Annotated in this window: 15 protein-coding genes; 5 read left to right on the forward strand and 10 right to left on the reverse strand. The window is 67.2% G+C overall.

Annotated elements, in window-relative coordinates; all coding sequences use genetic code 11:
• Positions 1-93 precede the first annotated feature (93 nt).
• The 5 genes from FHT08_RS18050 to FHT08_RS18070 all read right to left on the reverse strand — a co-directional run bounded on the left by FHT08_RS18050 (position 94) and on the right by FHT08_RS18070 (position 6,242).
• Positions 94-1,218, reverse strand: coding sequence for an alpha/beta fold hydrolase (locus FHT08_RS18050; protein ID WP_104537701.1), 1,125 nt, complete (start codon positions 1,216-1,218; stop codon positions 94-96).
• A 187-nt stretch (positions 1,219-1,405) separates the two neighbouring features.
• Positions 1,406-2,731 carry an ABC transporter permease gene (locus tag FHT08_RS18055; RefSeq protein WP_166776153.1) on the reverse strand — a complete coding sequence of 442 codons (1,326 nt, stop codon included), beginning with the start codon at positions 2,729-2,731 and terminating at the stop codon, positions 1,406-1,408.
• A 7-nt stretch (positions 2,732-2,738) separates the two neighbouring features.
• Complete coding sequence (locus FHT08_RS18060; protein WP_104605815.1) at positions 2,739-3,899, reverse strand: ABC transporter permease; 1,161 nt, start codon at positions 3,897-3,899, stop codon at positions 2,739-2,741.
• A gap of 12 nt (positions 3,900-3,911) precedes the next feature.
• On the reverse strand, positions 3,912-4,601 hold the full coding sequence (locus FHT08_RS18065) for an ABC transporter ATP-binding protein (RefSeq protein WP_104537704.1): 690 nt from the start codon (positions 4,599-4,601) through the stop codon (positions 3,912-3,914).
• Between the two features lie 396 nt (positions 4,602-4,997).
• Positions 4,998-6,242 carry an efflux RND transporter periplasmic adaptor subunit gene (locus FHT08_RS18070; protein WP_166776156.1) on the reverse strand — a complete coding sequence of 415 codons (1,245 nt, stop codon included), beginning with the start codon at positions 6,240-6,242 and terminating at the stop codon, positions 4,998-5,000.
• 433 nt (positions 6,243-6,675) lie between these two features.
• On the opposite strand from FHT08_RS18070, the gene FHT08_RS18075 reads away from it, so the two are divergent.
• From FHT08_RS18075 to FHT08_RS18085, 3 genes are all read left to right on the forward strand, one after another.
• Positions 6,676-7,863 (forward strand): sensor histidine kinase, encoded by a 1,188-nt coding sequence (locus FHT08_RS18075; protein ID WP_166776158.1) that lies wholly within the window; start codon positions 6,676-6,678, stop codon positions 7,861-7,863.
• 91 nt (positions 7,864-7,954) lie between these two features.
• Positions 7,955-8,557: a response regulator transcription factor gene (locus FHT08_RS18080; RefSeq protein WP_104537707.1), complete on the forward strand. Its 603-nt coding sequence runs from the start codon at positions 7,955-7,957 to the stop codon at positions 8,555-8,557.
• Positions 8,558-8,738: 181 nt separating this feature from the next.
• The gene (locus FHT08_RS18085; RefSeq protein ID WP_104537708.1) at positions 8,739-9,527 is read left to right on the forward strand and encodes a ThuA domain-containing protein; all 789 of its coding nucleotides are present in this window, start codon (positions 8,739-8,741) and stop codon (positions 9,525-9,527) included.
• 162 nt (positions 9,528-9,689) lie between these two features.
• Here FHT08_RS18085 and FHT08_RS18090 read toward each other — a convergent pair whose 3' ends face one another.
• Both FHT08_RS18090 and FHT08_RS18095 read right to left on the reverse strand, forming a co-directional pair.
• Complete coding sequence (locus FHT08_RS18090; RefSeq protein WP_104537709.1) at positions 9,690-10,232, reverse strand: cytochrome b; 543 nt, start codon at positions 10,230-10,232, stop codon at positions 9,690-9,692.
• Positions 10,229-11,326 (reverse strand): catalase family peroxidase, encoded by a 1,098-nt coding sequence (locus FHT08_RS18095; RefSeq protein WP_166776160.1) that lies wholly within the window; start codon positions 11,324-11,326, stop codon positions 10,229-10,231. Before FHT08_RS18095 ends, FHT08_RS18090 begins: the two co-directional genes overlap by 4 nt.
• A 162-nt stretch (positions 11,327-11,488) precedes the next feature.
• On the opposite strand from FHT08_RS18095, the gene FHT08_RS18100 reads away from it, so the two are divergent.
• Complete coding sequence (locus FHT08_RS18100; RefSeq protein WP_104537711.1) at positions 11,489-12,004, forward strand: RNA polymerase sigma factor; 516 nt, start codon at positions 11,489-11,491, stop codon at positions 12,002-12,004.
• Positions 12,001-12,756 carry an anti-sigma factor gene (locus FHT08_RS18105; protein WP_166776162.1) on the forward strand — a complete coding sequence of 252 codons (756 nt, stop codon included), beginning with the start codon at positions 12,001-12,003 and terminating at the stop codon, positions 12,754-12,756. The genes FHT08_RS18100 and FHT08_RS18105 overlap by 4 nt, the downstream gene beginning before the upstream one ends.
• Positions 12,757-12,808: 52 nt before the next feature.
• On the opposite strand, the gene FHT08_RS18110 is transcribed toward FHT08_RS18105, so the two are convergent.
• From FHT08_RS18110 to FHT08_RS18120, 3 genes are all read right to left on the reverse strand, one after another.
• Positions 12,809-14,179: a leucyl aminopeptidase family protein gene (locus FHT08_RS18110; protein ID WP_166776164.1), complete on the reverse strand. Its 1,371-nt coding sequence runs from the start codon at positions 14,177-14,179 to the stop codon at positions 12,809-12,811.
• Between the two features lie 43 nt (positions 14,180-14,222).
• Complete coding sequence (locus FHT08_RS18115; protein ID WP_104537714.1) at positions 14,223-14,960, reverse strand: HAD family hydrolase; 738 nt, start codon at positions 14,958-14,960, stop codon at positions 14,223-14,225.
• 100 nt (positions 14,961-15,060) lie between these two features.
• Positions 15,061-16,167, reverse strand: a complete 1,107-nt coding sequence (locus tag FHT08_RS18120; protein WP_104605806.1) for an AI-2E family transporter — start codon at positions 16,165-16,167, stop codon at positions 15,061-15,063.
• Positions 16,168-16,334 lie beyond the last annotated feature (167 nt).

Consider the following 16,334-nt stretch of genomic DNA (forward strand, 5'->3'; position numbering starts at 1 on the left):
ACTGCCCGTATCGGTATGCCATTCATGCAGGTCCGTTCGGAGCGCACGGTCCGCTCCTACCTCACGACCGTTGCCGACGTCTGTCCGCCGCTCTCAGCCGCGCGGCGCCACCGCCGGTGTCGCCACCGCCAGCGTGGAGGTCGGCAGTGCCTGCGGCGCGGGGCAGTGGCCTGGATCCTGTTGCGTCTGCGCCAGCCACTGGTCGATCGGCCCACCGAGCAGGTCCAATCGCAGCGGCAGGCTCAGATGGGTTTCGCCAGGCAGCTCGACGTAGTGCGCGCGCGGGTTGGCCAGCGCCAGCGCACGCCCATGCGCGACCGGAATGTGCTGATCGGCATCGCCATGCACCAGCAGTACGCAGCTACGGGTGTCGGCCAAGGCCTGCGTGACGTCGACGTGGTCCAGGTCCAGCTGCAGCTGGCGGTCGGCGGCGGCGATCACCGCATCGATATTCTGGTCGGCATAGCGCCAGCGCGCATACGCGGCCACCGCCTGCCCACGCCAGCCGCTGGGTTGGCTGGCGAGCAGGTGCGGGACCATGTCGCGGATGCCGCGCCCGGCGTTGGCGAAGGATTCCATCGCCACCACGCCGGTCACGCGCGGCCCAAGCTTGTCGGCGGCGAACAGCGCGGTGGCGGCACCGTAGGAAATGCCGAACAGGTACAGCGGGCCGCGGATCTCGCCGCGCGGTTGCAGCGCATCGAGCACGTCGATGACGTCGTCGGATTCACGCGTCCCGTACCCGGAGGGGCCACCGCCGGAATGGCCGTGGTTGCGCAGGTCGATGGTGATCACCCGGTAGCCGGCCTGCGCCAGTTCCAGCGACCACGGCAGCAGCGAATCGCCATCCATCATCCAGCCATGCAGCAGCACCACGGTGCCGCGCGGCGTCGGCGGCGTCGGCGGGGTCGCGGTTGGCAGCTTGAAACTGAAATCGACATCCAGCGCATGGGCCGGATCGTGGCGCTGGCTGAGATAGCGGTAGTGCATGGCGTACTGGCCGGGGTCGATCGCGCGCCAGAAGATCGGCACCTGATCGCGGGTGACCACATGCCCGCTGCGGTTGGGCACCGTGGCGATGGTGGCAGCAATGCGCTCGGCATCCAGCAACGGCGAGGTACCGCCGGGCGCGACCAGGCGCTCGCTGAGCGAGGTGGAGGACGAGGAACAGCCGGCCAGCCACAGGCAGGCGCAGGCCAGCAGAATCAGGCGCGTCATGGACAAGATCGATGGATGCAACGGCCGGCCAGCCTACGACCTGCCCGCTCCGCGCATCTACCGCAGTGCAGTGACAAAACGATGACAGCCCGCATTAGGTTCAGCCGCAGCAGCCGCACTCCCTCTGCCTTGGCTGTCACCATTCCCCACTCCCGATTCCCCATTCCCGGGCGGGCCAGCGGCCCGCCTAAACCTCACGCAACGCCGTCGTGATCGGCAACCGCGCCGCGCGCAAGGCCGGGAACAGCCCGCCGACCAGCCCAATGCCCAGCGCCCATTTCAGCCCGCTCCACAACAACTCCGGCGAGACCTTGAACTGGAACACGATCTGGCTGAAGTTGCTGCCCAACGTGGACACGCTGTAACCATTGAAGATGGCCCAGGCGATCAGGCCACCGAGCAAGCCGCCCAGCAGCGCCAGCAGCATGGTCTCCAGCATCAGCGCCATGACCACCGGCGTGCCGCGAAAACCGATCGCGCGCATGGTGGCGATCTCGCGCGCCCGCGTCGCCACCGCCGCATACATGGTGTTGAGCGCGCCGAACACCGCGCCCACCGCCATGATCGCGCCGATCACCGTGCCCAGGATGCTGATCAATCTGTTCAAGCCGCCGCCCTGTTTGCCGTAGTAGGCACGCGTGGTTTCCACATCCAGCTTGAGCCGCGGATCGGCGGCCATGGCGGTCTTGAACTGGCTGAAACCGGCCTTGCCGGTGGTGCGCACACTGATCGACTGGTAGGCACTGCGGTTGTAGGTGGTGGCCAGCGTCTGCGCATCGGTCCACAGCTCCGAATCGTGCGCATCGCCGGAGGCGAAGACGCCGACCACGGTCCATTGCTGGCTGCCGAGGGCGAGCGTTTTGCCCAGCTCCAGTCCGCGGAACTGAGTCAACGCGCCCTTGCCGACCACCATCTCACGCAGGCCGGGGGTGAAGCGCCGGCCCTGCACCAGCTTGACCTTGTCGTGCACCGCCCAGGCCTGTTCGCCCACGCCACGCAGTTGCGCGTTGACGTCGGTGCCATCGGATCTGGAGGCGATGTTGACCACCTGCGAGAGTTCCGGCGACAGCAGCGGGCGGCCTCTGGCATCGGCGGCGATGCCGGGCAGGCTGCCGATCAGCGGCACCAGGTCGCGGGTGATCACCGAGTTGGTTTCCGCTTGCGAGCCGCCGCGCAGAACAATCGCGGTGGTGTCATCGCCGGTGCTGTTGAGCGTGGCCTGGAAGCCCTGGCCCATCGCCAGCATCGCCACCAGCACGCCGACCACGCCGGCGATGCCGACCACGATCACCGAGCTGGCACCCCAGCGTTGCGGCAGCGTGGCGATGCCGATACGTGCGGCGGCCAACGACAGCCGGCCGCTGCGCGTGGCGACCAGCCACGCCGCCAGCAAGGCGGCGGCGACCAGCACGCCGACCCATGGCAGTGCGATCCACACAGCCAACCCGACGGCCAGCGACACGACCGACAGCAGATTGACGAGACGGTTTTTCCATTTGGTTTGCATCTGCATGCTCCTGTCAGCGGCCGGCGAGGGCATCGACGATCTTCAAGCGCTGCGCGCGCCGCGCCGGCAGCACACCCACCACGATGCCGATGCCGGCCATCAGGCCCAGCCCGACCAACCAGGTCTGCAACGGCACGCCCTGCACCGGCATCACCCCGCCGCTGCGTGCGGCCACCAGCGGGATCACCAGCGACGCCAGACCCATGCCGATCAACCCGCCCAGGCCGATCAACAGCACCGACTCCACCAGCACCAGACTCAACACGGTGCGGTCCTGAAAGCCCAGGGTCTTGAGCGTGGCCAGCTCCGGTATGCGCTCGCGCACCGCCTGCGCCATGGTGTTGCCGGTCAGCAGCAACAAGGTGAAGAACACCGCGGCCATGATCGAGGTAACGATCAGGCCGATATCGGCAAACTGCTTGATGAAGGCCTGCTGGAACGCCGATTCGGTCTGTGACTTGGTTTCATGATCGGAGTTGGCCGACAACGCATCGATCGCCTGCGCCACGCGCGAGGCCTGGTCGGCACTGCGCAGCGTCACCGTGTACCAGCTGACCCTGCTCTTGATGTAGTCGTTTGACTCGTCGAAGTATTTCCAGTTCATCATCAACTGGCGCTCCTGGTTGGCTGCCACCGCGCGGTCCTTCATGCGGAAGATGCCGACCAGTTGCAGCGGCCAGTCGTTGCTGCCGCCACGGGGGAAGATGGTGGCCTGCAGCGGAATGGTGTCGCCGATCTTCCAGCCGTTGGCCTTGGCCAGGGTTTCGCCGACGACGGCGCCGGTGCGTGTGGTCTGGAATGCCTTGAGCTGCTCCTTGGGCAGTTCGTACTCGCTGTAGACGTCGAAGAAATTGGGCGCCACCGAAAAGTTCGGGAAGAAATTCTTCGGGTCGCGGTAGATGCCACCGAACCACATCGCCGAGGTCACATCGCGCACGCCCGGCACACTGCGGATCTGCGGCTCCAGGCTGATCGGCAGCGATTGGGTGATCGACAGGCGCGAGGCCACCACCAGGCGGTTCACGCCGCTGACGCTGCCGCCGGAAGTGAAGGCCACGCGCACCGAATCGAGCATGCCGAACAGCAGGAACGCCGCTACAACCGACAGCAACGTCAACAAGGTGCGGGTCTTGCTGCGGAACAGCTGCGCCCACACCAACGAGAGATACTTCATGGCATCACTCCCTTAGAGCGCGAGCGGCGCTTCGGCCAGCTCGCCCTTGTCCAGATGGATGGTATGGGTGGCGTACTCGGCCGCCTTGGGGTCGTGGGTGACCATCACGATGGTCTTGCCGTGTTCGCGATTGAGTTCCTGCAGCAGGCGCAGGATCTCCTCGGCGTTGTGGCGGTCCAGATCGCCAGTGGGTTCGTCGCAGATCAGGAAGGTGGGGTCGGACACGATCGCCCGCGCAATCGCCACGCGTTGCTGCTGGCCACCGGACAGCTCGCTGGGCTTGTGGTTGCGGCGTTCCTGCAGGCCGACCAGGGTCAGGGCGATTTCCGCATTGCGCTTGCGCTGCGCGGCGTTGAGCGCGGTGAGCAGCAACGGCAGCTCCACATTCTTTTGCGCGGTCAGCATCGGCATCAGGTTGTAGAACTGGAACACGAAGCCGACGTGGTGACTGCGCCAGGTCGCGAGCTGGCCGCCGCTCATGCGGTCGATGCGCTCGCCCTGGATCTCGATCTCGCCACCGCTGGGGTTGTCCAGCCCGCCGATCAGATTGAGCAAGGTGGTCTTGCCCGAACCGGACGGGCCCATCAACGCAACGAAGTCGCCGCTGGCGATCTCCAGGTCGATGCCGTGCAGCACCTGCACCTGCTCGGGGCCGCGTTGGTAGGTCTTGGTGATGTTGCGCAAGCTGACGAGAGTGGTCATGGCGACTCCTGACGGTGCAATGGAAGAAGGCAAGCGCGGTGCGGCATGGCGACCGCGATTGCATGGGGCGGCAACACGACAACACGGCGATGCGGTGACGGTGACGGTGAGGCGGCAAGACGGTGCGAGGCTGGATGACGACAGACCTAACTGCTGGGTGACTGCGCCAGGACGCATGGCGGCGACAGGCCAGGCGGCCAGGTCTGCACTGATCGATGCCGACGCTGGATGTGGATCACCAACGTCACCGTAATCGTGGCTACGTGGTTGCATCGCTCTGCGCGATCACAGCGCCATCCAGCTGCCACGAGCGCATCAGCCACTGCTGCCACTGTGGGCGCCGCGCTCCCCGGAGCGGCGTCGCTGCCCACGCGGTGACTGCAGTTGCCGGCGCAGCTATTCGGTAGCGCCCGCTTCCGCTTCGGCTACCGTGTCGCCGTCCTTCAGGCTTTGCGGCGGATCCAGCACCACGCTGTCGCCCGCCTGCAGCCCCGACACCACCTGGCGGTCCTCGCCCATCACCATCCCGGGAGTGACCGTCTTCATGCTGACGGTGCTGCGCTCGCCGACCACGAACGCGACCGTGCGCGTGTCGCGTTCGACCAGCGCTGCAGCCGGCACGCGCACGCCCTGCGGCTTGCGGGTTTCCTGCGCGTTGGCCCGTTCCAGAAAGCTCACCCGTACGCCCATTTCCGGCACGATGCGCGGGTCCTTGAGCTTGAACGCCACGCGCACCTTCACCGTGGCCTTGCCGCGGTCGGCGGTGGGAATAATGGCGATCACCTCCCCGGGAATCTTCCAGTCCGGATAGGCATTGAGCACCGCCTCCACCGGCATCTTCGGCTGCACGCGACCGATATAGGACTCGCCCACTTCCACCTCGATTTCCAGCGATTCCATATCCACGATGGTGCCGATGCCGGTGCGGGTGAAGCCACCGCCGGCCGACAGCGGCGAGACGATTTCGCCGGGTTGCGCGGCCTTGGAGGTGACCACGCCGGCAAACGGCGCACGCACCACGTTGAAGTCCGAGCGGATCGCCGAGATCGCCAGCTGGTCCGATGCCACGCGCACATTGCGTTGCGCATTCTGCAGCTGTGCGCGCAAGGCATCGCGCTGTGCGGTGGCTTGCTCGTACTGCGAGCGCGACACCAGTTGCGCGCCGACCAGCGATTGCAGCCGCGTCGCATCGGCATTGGCCACCGCCAGTTGCGCCTGCATGTTGTCGACCTGGCTGCGCGCGGCCGACAGCTGCGATGCCGACAGCGTGCGCTGCGCATCGGCATCCAGCGGGTCCAGCGTGGCCATCACCTGGCCTTGTTCGACGCGCATGCCTTCTTCGATCATCACCTCGCGCACCTTGCCGGTGACCTGTGCCGACACCGTGGCCATGCGCCGCGCCACCACGTAGCCCGATGCGTCCAGCACCGAGGCGCTGCTGCTGCCGGCGCTGATCGCCACCACCGGTGCGGTCTGCACCTTTGCCGCCGGGCGGCGGGTGAACCACCACGCCGCGGCCGCCAGCAGCACGACGATGACCACGGCCGCGACGATCCAGACGCCGCGCCGTGCAGGTTCAGGGGCGGCAGGACGCTGGCGGTCGATACGCAGTTGCTTGAGCAGATCGGCAGAAGTATTCATCGATGACCAGGACGGGATGCTGCGCGAAATGTGACCGGCCGCGGGCGTCGCCGCAAGCTGCCGGAAGTCACCAATACGGTTATGGCGACGAACGGTAGCGCGACCAACGCTGCTGCGAGGTGCTGCGCAGCATGCGACCGCAGCGGCGGCATCCACCAGTGACAGCTGTCACCTGCCGTGCATGACAGCGGCAACTGGCCGGGCTTTCCAGGATGGGCGAGGCTGCAGCATCCTCATGCTGCCGGAACCCCCATGCGCTGCGTCCATTGCTGTCGTTGGTCTGCGCGATCGCCCAGGTCAGTGCTGCGCATGACCACCGCGAGCAGGTGCAGCGCAGATGCATGAGCGCACTGGTTCGCAGCGACCTGCAGCAGCGCGCGCGCAGCCGGGCCCGGCAGTGGCAGAATCCGATCACCCACATGGACCCACCCCGATGCGTGTGTCGCTACCCGCCTGGCTTCGCCCCGCCGCCAATTCGCAGGTTGCCGCGCGGCTGGCGCAGGGCCAGTCGCCATGGATGGATGGCGTGCATCTGCTGTGGTCGAGCTGGGTGTTCGTGGTGCCGGTGTTTTCCTCGCGGGGGTACGACAGCACCTGGCTGCTGTGCACGCTGTTGTCGTATCCGGCGTTTCTGCTGCTGTACGCGCGCATGTTGCTGGCGCCACGCGGCACCCTGTATCGCTACGCCTGGGCGATGGGTGTGCTGAGTGCCGCGTTGCTGCCGGTGTATCCCTCGGGGATCAGCTATTTCGTCTTCGCCTGCCTGAGCCTGCGCCCGTCCACACGGCATGCCCTATGGCGGCACTTCGCGATACTGGTGGTGATGAACGTGCTCTACCTGGGCTGGGCGCACTGGCTGGGAATGCGCCTGCAATCGCTGGTGTGGTTGCCGGTGTCGGTACTGGGCATGGCCGCGGTCGGGGCGGTGTACAGCATCAACGAACGCAAGGACGCGTTGTTGCGCCTGTCGCAGGACGAGGTACGCCGGCTGGCCGCCACCGCCGAGCGCGAACGTATCGGCCGCGACCTGCACGATCTGCTCGGCCATACCTTGTCGCTGGTGGCGCTCAAATCCGATCTGGCCGCGCGCCTGATCGAGCGCGATCCGCACGCCGCGCGTGGCGAGATCGATGCGGTGGCGCAGATTTCGCGCGATGCCCTGGCGCAGGTGCGGCGCGCGGTCACCGGCATTCGCGCCGCCGGCCTGGTGGCCGAGCTGGCGTCGGCGCGGGTGTTGCTGGACATGGACGGCATCGTGCTGGAATACGAGCTGGAAACGCTGGCATTGCCGCCGGAATACGAAACCGTACTGGCACTGGTGGTGCGCGAAGCGGCCACCAATGTGCAACGGCATGCGCAGGCCAGGCGGATGCGCGTGAGCCTGCGCGCGCAGCGCGACCAGGCAGTGCTGGACATCACCGACGACGGGCGGGGCGGGGTGATCGTGCCCGGCAATGGCCTGGACGGCATGCGCACGCGTCTGCACGGCCTGGGCGGTGCGTTGGAGGTGGACGCGCTGCCACGCGGCATGCACCTGCGCGCCAGCGTGCCGTTGCCGCAGCCCACGCTGGCGACGGCGCAGCCGCCATTGCCGGTGCCGCTGCTGCCGCAGTCGCGTTGATCGCGCGCACGCCCGCTGCGTTTCACGAAATGCACGGCGGGCACCACCACTGCTATCGTGCGCCACCGTTGTCTGCATACGAGCGCGCGCAATGATCCGGGTGTTGCTGGCCGAAGACCAGGCGCTGCTGCGTGGCGCATTGGTCGCCTTGCTTGGACTGGAAGACGATATCGAGGTGGTCGGCAACGCGGGCGATGGCGAAAGTGCCTGGCGCGACCTGCAACGCCTGCAGCCGGACGTGCTGATCACCGATATCGAAATGCCCGGCCTGACCGGCCTGGAGCTGGCTCAGCGCATCCAGCGCCAAGCGCTGCCGGTGCGGGTGATGATTGTCACCACCTTCGCCCGCGCCGGTTTCTTGCGCCGCGCGCTGGATGCCGGGGTGGCGGCGTATCTGCTCAAGGACGCGCCGGCCGAACAACTGGTCAGCGCACTGCGTCAGGTGCAACGTGGCGGGCGGGTGATCGACCCGCAACTGGCCCTGGACGCCTGGGTGGAAGCCGATCCCCTGAGCGAACGCGAGCGCACGGTGTTGCGGCTGGCGGGCGAAGGCCGCTCTGCCAGCGAGATCGCGCAGCAGTTGCAGTTGTCGCATGGCACGGTGCGCAATTACCTGTCCGAATGCATCGGCAAGCTGGGCGTGGCCAATCGCATCGAAGCGTATCGGCTGGCGCGGCAGAAAGGCTGGCTGTGATGCGTCTGACGCAGACGCGTCGCGCTGTCAGCGAGCGCAACCCCGGATCGCACGGGCTGTGCATTGCCGCGTATCGATCGTGCCTTGCCGCAACCTGCAGCGATTCCAAATAAAGCGAAAAGCATGCCACGCGGGCGCGGGTACACTGCCGGGCCAGAACGATCCCCTGCGAGCGAACGGCATGAAATCTCTGTGGCTGTTGGGTCTACTGATGGTATGCGCATTCAACGCGTCTGCCGAGCAGTTCAAGATCCTGGTGGCGGCGATTCCCAACCAGTATCACCACGACTATATCCCGGTCGCCAAGCCGCAGTTCGAAGCGATGGCGCGCAAGCATTACGTCGAGTTGGTGTGGGCGTGGAATGCCAAGGCCTTCGATGGCGATCTATCGCAATATGCGGCGATCGTGCTGCTCAATACGCCGGCCACCGATCTGGATCCCACGCAGCGTGCGAACTTTCAGGCCTACGTGCGCAACGGTGGCGGCGTGGTGGCGGTGCACAAGGCATTTGCGATCAAGCGCGGCGACTGGGAGTGGTACGACCACCTGATCGGCCGCTCGTTCCGCACCCATCCATACATGCAGACCGCGATGGTCGACGTGGTGGACGCCGGCTTCCCGGCCACTGCCGGCCTGCCCAGGCGCTGGGTGTGGACCGACGAATGGTACGAATACGATCCGCCGTACAGCGATGACCTGGTCACGCTGCTGACGGTGGACGAAACCAGTTACGACCCCAGCTTGATCTGGCCAGGTCAGGTCGCCAAGGGCATGGGCAGGCAGCACCCGGTGGCGTGGTACCACCACTTCGAAGGTGGCCGCGTGTTCGCCACCGCGCTCGGCCATCTGGCCGAGGCCTACAACGACCCGCGTTATCTGGAGCATCTGTATGGCGGGATTTACTGGGCTGCCACCGGCAAGGGCATCGAAGCATCCGCGCCAGCGGCCAAGACCAAACGCCAGCATTAAGCACTAGCCCCTCTCCCGCCGGGAGAGGGGTTGGGGAGAGGGGTTGGGGTGAGGGTAAGGGGCAAAGCCGCTCCAGACGGCGGTGAACCCGATGCTTCGTCCCCGCAGCCGCCCCTGCGGGGCACCTTCTCCCGGCGGGACAAGGGAGCCCAGACCCATCCATCAACGTGCAGACCGCTCGCCACGTGCCATGCTGGAAAACACGCCATCGCGGCGCACCCAGGCATGGAACAGCGCCGCGCTCAGATGCCCCAGCACGGTGGCGAACAACAGGTACGCCAACCAGCCATGCGCGCTACGCAACCAGGCGTACAGCGCAGGATCGTGCGGCGCGATCGCCGGCAGGTTCGCGCCCGGCCACAGCACGACCGGATAAGCACCGGCCGACAGCATCGCCCAGCCGATCAACGGCATGCCCAGCATCAGCGCATACAACAACCAGTGCGAGGCGATCGCGGCGGCCTTCTGCCAGTCCGGCAAGTCGGCCGGCAGCGGCGGCGGACGGTTGCGCAGGCGATTGATCAGGCGCAACACCGCAAGGATCAGGATCGCGATCCCCAAGGGACGATGCAGATCGATCAACCACGGCCGCTGCGTCACCGAAGCCACCATGCCCACGCCAACGAACAGCATGGTCAGGATCATCGCGGCCATCAACCAATGCAGCACGCGTGCGGGCAGATTGAAGTGCGTGCGGCTGCTCATTGGTGTGCTCCCTGGCCGGTGGCGGCGCCGCCTGTGCCATTGGCGATCTCCCGCTCGCGCCGGTTGAACGATTGCGAGTACACCGACGAGCGCGCTGCCAGGATCGGGTCGTTCGATCCGGCGATGCCCTTGGGCAGGATCAGCGGGTCGTAATTCAGGTCGCGGCACGGGCCGGTGGCCTGCGGCTGGGCATGATCGATCGACACCGTGCCGGCCACGATCTGCTTGCGGCCTTCCGGCCATGGCTGCGAGGGATCGTCCACTGCATCGCCCGGTTCGGCCACGGTCAGCACCATGTCCCAACGCAGCGGTCCCTGCGCCAGGCGCGTGTCCAGATCGGTGGCAAGGAAATCGCCATCGGCCTGCGCGCGCTGCTCGGCGCTGAGTTCCTGGAACGGCGTATGCGGACGCATCGACCAGCGGATGTAGCGCTCGCGACCATCGGCGGCAATCGCGCGGAACGCATTCACTCCGTTGTACTGCGTGTTGGCCCAGCTGTTGGACCACGCTGCGGTCTTGGCCCACCGCTGGAACTTGGCCGCTTCCGGATACTGCTTGCCGAACGCGGCCAGCTTGGCCGGATCGGGCTTGCCGGTGGCCGGGTCCGGCCTGGAGGCTACATTCAATGCCTGGAAGCCGGCCGGCGTGGCCACCACGAAGAACGGAAAACTGTTCATCGCGGTGCGCCATTCCTGCCCGTCGTCGCTGTGCAACAGCAATGCCATGCTGCGTACGCGGGCCGCGCCATCGGCGCCATGCGGGTCGCCGCCGCCGATCGACATGCGCCCGAGCACCGGCGTGCTGGCCTGGCTGAAGATGCGTGCCGACGACAACCAGGTGGCCTTGCCGCTGGCCTTGAATTCCCCGCTCACACACACGCCCTTGGTATGCGCGCGGCGAAAGCCCGGATGCGGCGGCCCGCTGGCTTCGATGGTGTCGGTCATGCGCGCGGCGGTGAGCCGGTCGCCACCGATCCAGTCGGCGGTCCAGGCGAACGCAACCGCCAGGCCGCCGGCAATCGCGGCGATCCCCAGCAAGGGCGCCGCGCGAACGCGTCCATGCTGCGGCGGTGGGGAAGGAGGTGGCAAGGTCATGGCTGGCTCCAGTGGTCGGTGCGGTGAGTGGTCGATGCAGTGAGACGACGTGCAGGCCGACTTATTCCCGTGATCGCCCAGGCGTCGTGGCACGCGCATCAATCGTGGGAATAGTCCACGCTCCAGCGCGTCTACTGTGTGATGCCACCACCAAACCTGCCGATGGATGCTCTGGACGATGACCAACTGCGTGCCGTGCTGCCGGCGCTGCGTCGCTTCGCGCGCTCGCTGAGCGGCGAGTCCGCCAGCGCCGACGACCTGGTGCAGGCCACGCTGGAACGTGCGCTGCGGCGTTGGCGCACCCGCCATACCGCCGAGGCCCTGCAGCCGTGGCTGTTCGCCATCCTGTACCGGCAGTTTCTGGACGGGCAGCGACGCGCCGCGCGCTGGCAGCGCGTGGTGGGCTTGTTCGCGCCGCAGCAGCCCAGCCAGTCCGCATCGGCCGAGCAGGTGCACGACGGCCGCGCCATGCTGGCCAGCCTGGCGTTGCTGCCGCCGGAACAGCGCGCCTTGCTGCTCCTGGTCAGCGTGGAGGGTTTCAGCTACCGCGAGGTGGCCGACACCCTCGGCATCCCGATCGGCACGGTGATGTCGCGGCTGTCGCGTGCGCGCGAACGCCTGCGTGCATTGAACGAAGGCCACGTGCGCCATGTACCCGCATTGAGGATCCTGAAATGACCAGTACCCCGCCGCCTGACGAACACGCACTGCACGCCTATGTCGATGGCCGGCTGGAGCCGGCGCAACGCGCAGCGGTGGCCGCCTGGTTGCAGGCGCACCCGGCGCAGGCTGCACGCGTGGCGGGCTGGAAACGCGATGCCGAAGCGCTGCGCGCCGCGCATGCCGGCCTGGAGCCGGAGATGGCCACGCTGGCGCTGACGCCTGCGGCACTCCGCCGTGGCCTGCAGCAACGCCGCCGGGTCCTGGCTGCCATGGCCGTCAGTTGCGTGCTGGCGCTGGGCCTGGGCACCGGGCTGGGCTGGCAGTTGCGCGAAAGCCGGTTCGCCAGCCAGCGCGTGCCGATGGCCGATGCGGTGGCCGCCTACCGCCTGTTTGCCGATGCCGACGCGCATCCAGGCGTTGCGTTGGACGTGCAGCGCCGCGCGGAGTTGGAACCGTGGTTGCGCACGCATTTCGGCCATGCCGGTGTGGTGCCGGATCTGCGCGTGCAGGGCTATGTGCTGCGCGGCGGGCAGTTGCTTTCCACACCCGAAGGCGCGGCAGCGATGCTGGTCTACAGCGATGCCGACGGCGCGCGTATCGGCCTGTATCTGCGTCCGCGCAGCGGGCCGATGCCCACCGGCGAACGTCGCGATGGCCGTCTACTGGCGCAGTACTGGGCCGAAGGCGAGACCGCGTTTGCGCTGGTCGGCCCGGCGACGCAGACACGCATGCGCACGATCGCGCCGTTGCTGCGCAGCCAGGGATGACCGGCGCGACCTGAGGCGCGTACTGATAGCGCGCGCTGCGTGGGCGGCGGGCTCAGCCGCCGTAGCGTTGCTGAAGCATCGCAAAGGCCGAGCGCAGCGCCAGCGCCTCGCCGCCAGCGGGGCGGCCGGGGCGGTCGCTGTCGTTCCAGGCGTACACGTCCAGATGCGCCCACAGCTGGCCCGGCGCGACAAAGCGCTCCAGGTACAGCGCGGCGGTGACCGCGCCGGCCATGCGCGAGCCGGCGTTGGCCATGTCGGCGACATGGCTGTTGAGGTAACGCAGGTACGGGCGCCATAGCGGCATGCGCCAGACCGGGTCGCGGGTCTGCTCGCCGGCACTCAGCCAGGCCTGTGCCAGCGCATCGTCGTTGGCGAACAGCGCGGGCAGGTCCGGTCCCAGGGCGATGCGTGCGGCACCGGTGAGCGTTGCGAAATCCAGGATCAGATCGGGGCGCTGCTCGGTGGCGTAGCTCAGCGCATCGCACAGCACCAGGCGGCCTTCGGCATCGGTGTTGTCCACTTCCACCGTGACGCCGGCGCGGGTGGTGATGACCTCGCCCGGGCGGAACGCATCCGGGCCGACGGCATTTTCCACCGCCGCAATCAACAGGGTCAGTCGCACCGGCAGCTGCTGCGCCATCATCAGGCCGGCCAGCGCCAAGGCATGCGCCGCGCCGCCCATGTCCTTTTTCATGTTGCGCATGCCATCGGCCGGCTTCAGATCCAGTCCACCGGTGTCGAAGCACACGCCCTTGCCGACCAGCACCAGATGCGGATGCGCCGCATCGCCCCATTGCAGCTGGATCAGCCGCGGCGCCCGGTGCGAGGCGCGCCCGACCGCGTGGATGGTGGGGAAGTTCTGCGCCAGCAATTGCTCGCCGACGATGGCATTGACCTGGGCGGCGTGCGTTTGCGCCAGTGCGCGCGTGGCCTCTTCCAGATGCTGCGGGCCCATGTCCTCGGTCGGGGTGTTGACCCAGTCGCGCACGCGGATGCAGGCCTCGATCAAGGCACGTGTCTGTGGCGCCGGCGTGGCGGCCAGTTCGGCCGGTACGCGCGGCACCTTGCGGTAGCGCGAGAAGCGGTACGCACCCAGGCCCCAGCCCAGATGCAGCAGTGCCTGCTCGTTCTCGCTCAGCGTGTTGGCCAGGGTCCAGCGGCTGGCCGGCGGCAGCGCCATCGGTGCATGCGCGTAGGCGTAGGCATCGGCGCGGTCGCCGATGCCCAGCACCGCGCCGGCCAGTCCCTGTTCGCCCGGCAACAACAGCACGCTGCCCGGCGCGGCATCGAACCGTTGCGCCTGTGCCCACGACAGCACGCGCGTGGGCTGCTCGGCGCACCAACGTGCAAAGCCTTCGCGGTCGAGCACATGCAGTGGCAAGGCTGCGGCGTTGGGATCGATGAAACCGGTGAGCTGCGACATGGAAATCCTCGGAAGCGGCGCCCGGCGCCGAGCAAAAAGTGGCTCAGGCGGGAAGACGGATGCCGGCGTGTGCGGCGCCAGGGTGCGGCTGCTGCGCGTCCAGCCAATCGGCCAGCCCGGTCATGGAGTCGAACTCCAGATCCGGCTGCTGGGTCGGGTGCGACCACTGCGCTCCATCGCGATTGATCCAGCAGGCGCGCAGCCCGGCATCCAGCGCGCCCAGCACGTCCATGCGCACGTGGTCGCCCACATGCAGCACCTGCGCCGGCGGCACCTCCAGGCGCGCGCATGCGGCCAGGAAAATGCTTGGATCCGGCTTGGCGCTGCCGTGCTCACGCGAGCCCAGCTGAAACGCAAAGTGATGCATCAGCCCGATGCGCTGCAGATCGGCATTGCCGTTGCTGAGCGCTGCCACCGGCACATGCGCGGCGATACGCGCCAGCGCGTCCAGCGCATCCGGGTAGCACTCCACCTGGTTGCGCGCGGCGTAGAAGACCTCATACGCAGGCTCCAGCAAGGCCAGGTCGCCGCCGCTCTCGCGCAACGCCATTTCCAGCGTCAACCGCCGCAGCGCGCTAAGATCGTGGTGCAGGTGCGGGTTGTCGGCAAAGCTGCGCTCGCGCAGGTCGCGCATCGCCTCCACCGGGAACCGCTCGGCGGTAACCGGACTGTGCTCGCGCATCCAGTCGTACACCACCTGATCGATCCGCGCCCCGATCGGCGCAAAGGGCCACAACGTGTCGTCGAGGTCGAGGGTGATGGCGCTGATGTGGAAGCTCATCGCGCGATTGTAATGCCGGGAATGGGGAGTCGGGAATCGAGAATGGCTAGAGCGCAGCCACTGCCCTTGCGACTCCCGAATCCCAACTCCCGATTCCCCGCTACTCCAGCAGCCTGGCCCAACGCTGCATTCCTTCCACCCGACTCAGCACCATCTTGATGCAGACCAGCAGCGGTACCGCCAGCAGCAGGCCGACCATGCCCCACAGCCAGCCGAACAGCATCAGCGCCAGGATCAGCATCAACGGCGAGATCGCCATGCGGCGGCCGAGCACGATCGGGGTGACCACCTGGCCTTCGATGGTGTGCAGCGCCAGGTACAGGATCGCCGGCAGCATCGCCGACAGGGTGGTGCGGAATTCCACAAAGCCCATCAGCAGCATCAGCATGACGCCGATCAACGGGCCCACGTACGGCGCGAAATTGAGCAGCGCCACCACCGTGCCCCACAGCAGCGCTTCGGGCAGCGGAATCTTGAGCGCATAGAGAATGCCGGCGAAGATCAGCCCGACCAGCGTATTGATCACGCTGATGGTGAGCACATAGCGCGAGACCTCGCGCTCGATATCCAGCATGATTTCGGTGGTGAAGCGTTGTTGCTGTCGATTGGGCAGCAAGGCGATCGCGTGCCGTTGCAGGCTTTCGCCGTAGACCATGAAAAAGAACGTCAGTAGCACCACCGCGAGCACCGAGGCAGCCAGTTTCGGCGTGCGCACCAGCGCCTTGTAGGGGTCATCCATCTGTGTGCGCACGATCTGCACACTGCGCTGGCCGTCGCCGCCGGCAGCGCGTGCAAAGTTTTCCGCGGCCTGATTGGCCTGCATCACCGGCTTGGTGAAATCGCGCACGTCGCGCGCAATCTGGCGCATCTGCCTGGGCGCCTGCTGCACCCATTCGGCTGCCGGCCCGGCCAGTTGCGCGGCCAGTGTCACGGTACCGGCCAGGCCCAGGCACAGCACCAGCAAGGCGCCGAGAAAGCGTGGGATATACAGCTTGCGCAGACCGCGCAGGATGGGGTTGCCGATCAAGGCAAAGAACGCCGCCAGCATCACCGGCAGGATGATCGTCTGTGCAGCCCACAGCGTGTAACCGACCGCCAGCGTGGCCAGCACCACCAACGAGACCGGTGCGCGTGGGCGCGGTGCCGGCGGCGGCGGGAGGGATTCTGCCGCAACGGCAGCATCCATTAAATCGACGGGAAGAGTCATGCGCGCCCTGGCAGCAGACTGGCGTGCTGCCAGCGGTGCGCCATTATCAGCCTAGCGCGTCAACGCAGCGCACAGAGGGCGTGCGGATAACGTAGTCCGCGACAGCGTCGGTGGCGGGCTCTGCCGCACAGTGGATGACAGATCCGTCAGCGTGATCCCGAGCGATG

This window comes from Xanthomonas sp. CFBP 8151 (assembly GCF_011761885.1).
GTDB lineage: Bacteria > Pseudomonadota > Gammaproteobacteria > Xanthomonadales > Xanthomonadaceae > Xanthomonas > Xanthomonas arboricola_B.

What these genes read in the sequence shown, in the direction of transcription:
- FHT08_RS18050 (WP_104537701.1), bottom strand. Translation starts at nt 1,218, where the DNA reads ATGACGCGCCTGATTCTGCTGGCCTGCGCCTGCCTGTGGCTGGCCGGC.
- FHT08_RS18055 (WP_166776153.1), bottom strand. Translation starts at nt 2,731, where the DNA reads ATGCAGATGCAAACCAAATGGAAAAACCGTCTCGTCAATCTGCTGTCG.
- FHT08_RS18060 (WP_104605815.1), bottom strand. Translation starts at nt 3,899, where the DNA reads ATGAAGTATCTCTCGTTGGTGTGGGCGCAGCTGTTCCGCAGCAAGACC.
- FHT08_RS18065 (WP_104537704.1), bottom strand. Translation starts at nt 4,601, where the DNA reads ATGACCACTCTCGTCAGCTTGCGCAACATCACCAAGACCTACCAACGC.
- FHT08_RS18070 (WP_166776156.1), bottom strand. Translation starts at nt 6,242, where the DNA reads ATGAATACTTCTGCCGATCTGCTCAAGCAACTGCGTATCGACCGCCAG.
- FHT08_RS18075 (WP_166776158.1), top strand. Translation starts at nt 6,676, where the DNA reads ATGCGTGTGTCGCTACCCGCCTGGCTTCGCCCCGCCGCCAATTCGCAG.
- FHT08_RS18080 (WP_104537707.1), top strand. Translation starts at nt 7,955, where the DNA reads ATGATCCGGGTGTTGCTGGCCGAAGACCAGGCGCTGCTGCGTGGCGCA.
- FHT08_RS18085 (WP_104537708.1), top strand. Translation starts at nt 8,739, where the DNA reads ATGAAATCTCTGTGGCTGTTGGGTCTACTGATGGTATGCGCATTCAAC.
- FHT08_RS18090 (WP_104537709.1), bottom strand. Translation starts at nt 10,232, where the DNA reads ATGAGCAGCCGCACGCACTTCAATCTGCCCGCACGCGTGCTGCATTGG.
- FHT08_RS18095 (WP_166776160.1), bottom strand. Translation starts at nt 11,326, where the DNA reads ATGACCTTGCCACCTCCTTCCCCACCGCCGCAGCATGGACGCGTTCGC.
- FHT08_RS18100 (WP_104537711.1), top strand. Translation starts at nt 11,489, where the DNA reads ATGGATGCTCTGGACGATGACCAACTGCGTGCCGTGCTGCCGGCGCTG.
- FHT08_RS18105 (WP_166776162.1), top strand. Translation starts at nt 12,001, where the DNA reads ATGACCAGTACCCCGCCGCCTGACGAACACGCACTGCACGCCTATGTC.
- FHT08_RS18110 (WP_166776164.1), bottom strand. Translation starts at nt 14,179, where the DNA reads ATGTCGCAGCTCACCGGTTTCATCGATCCCAACGCCGCAGCCTTGCCA.
- FHT08_RS18115 (WP_104537714.1), bottom strand. Translation starts at nt 14,960, where the DNA reads ATGAGCTTCCACATCAGCGCCATCACCCTCGACCTCGACGACACGTTG.
- FHT08_RS18120 (WP_104605806.1), bottom strand. Translation starts at nt 16,167, where the DNA reads ATGACTCTTCCCGTCGATTTAATGGATGCTGCCGTTGCGGCAGAATCC.